Origin of the sequence: Nocardia veterana NBRC 100344 (assembly GCF_000308855.1) — a bacterium.
Taxonomy (GTDB): Bacteria; Actinomycetota; Actinomycetes; order Mycobacteriales; family Mycobacteriaceae; genus Nocardia; species Nocardia veterana.
The window spans coordinates 1-856 of sequence record NZ_BAGM01000017.1; the positions used below are offsets into that span (position 1 = coordinate 1).

The following is an 856-nucleotide window of genomic DNA, read 5'->3' on the forward strand; positions in this document are numbered from 1 at the left end:
CCGGGCTGGGTGCGTCTCGAATTGCGGGTGCACGACACCCTGGCCGAAGCGGTCACCACCGACACCCCCGGCACCGTCGCCGCGGGTGTGGATCTGGAAGCGGTTCCGGTGGGTGTGCGCGAGGACGGGGCACCGTGGCTGCTGCGAATCCTGTACTCGCACATCCTTCTCGCCGGTGCCACGGGTTCGGGTAAGGGCTCGGTGTTGTGGTCGATCCTGGCCGGCCTCGGCCCCGCGATCAAAGCCGGACTCGTGGATGTGCGCATGGCCGACCCGAAAGGCGGCGCCGAATTCGGGCGCGGCGAAAACCGGCTGTTCACCCGGTTCGCTGTCGACTCCGGCTCCATCCTGGCGATGTTGACCGAGGCTCGCGACGAGATGGACGAGCGGCTTGCCCGGATGCGGGCGGCGGGGGTGCGCAAGCTGGTCCCCGGCGTGGACGAGCCGCTGATCCTGATCATCATCGACGAAGCCGCGTCGCTGTCGTCGTATGCCGACCGCACCGAGCAAGAAGAGTTCCGGAAGCTGACCGGACTGCTGCTGTCCAAGGGCCGCGCCGCGGGTGTCTCCGTGATCGCCGCGTTGCAGGACCCGTCCAAGGAGACGATGCCGAACCGGCAACTGTTCCCGGTGCGTATCGGGCTGCGGTTGGACGAGCCGACACAGACGGCGATGGTCCACGGGCAGGGTGCTCGGGATCGGGGCGCCTACTGCGACCGCATCCCGGAAACCACCCCGGGTGTCGGCTACGTCGGCGAGGACGGCAGCACCGAATTCGTTCGGGTGCGGGCGTTCTGGATCGACGACGACCACGCAGACGCCATCGCCGACCTGTATTCCCCAGCCCCCGTGATCA

1 protein-coding gene is annotated in these 856 nt (G+C 68.3%); it reads left to right on the forward strand.

The window, feature by feature from the left end:
• The coding region (locus ON37_RS03585; protein WP_040716666.1) for an FtsK/SpoIIIE domain-containing protein at positions 1 to 856 on the forward strand (856 nt) is incomplete at both ends.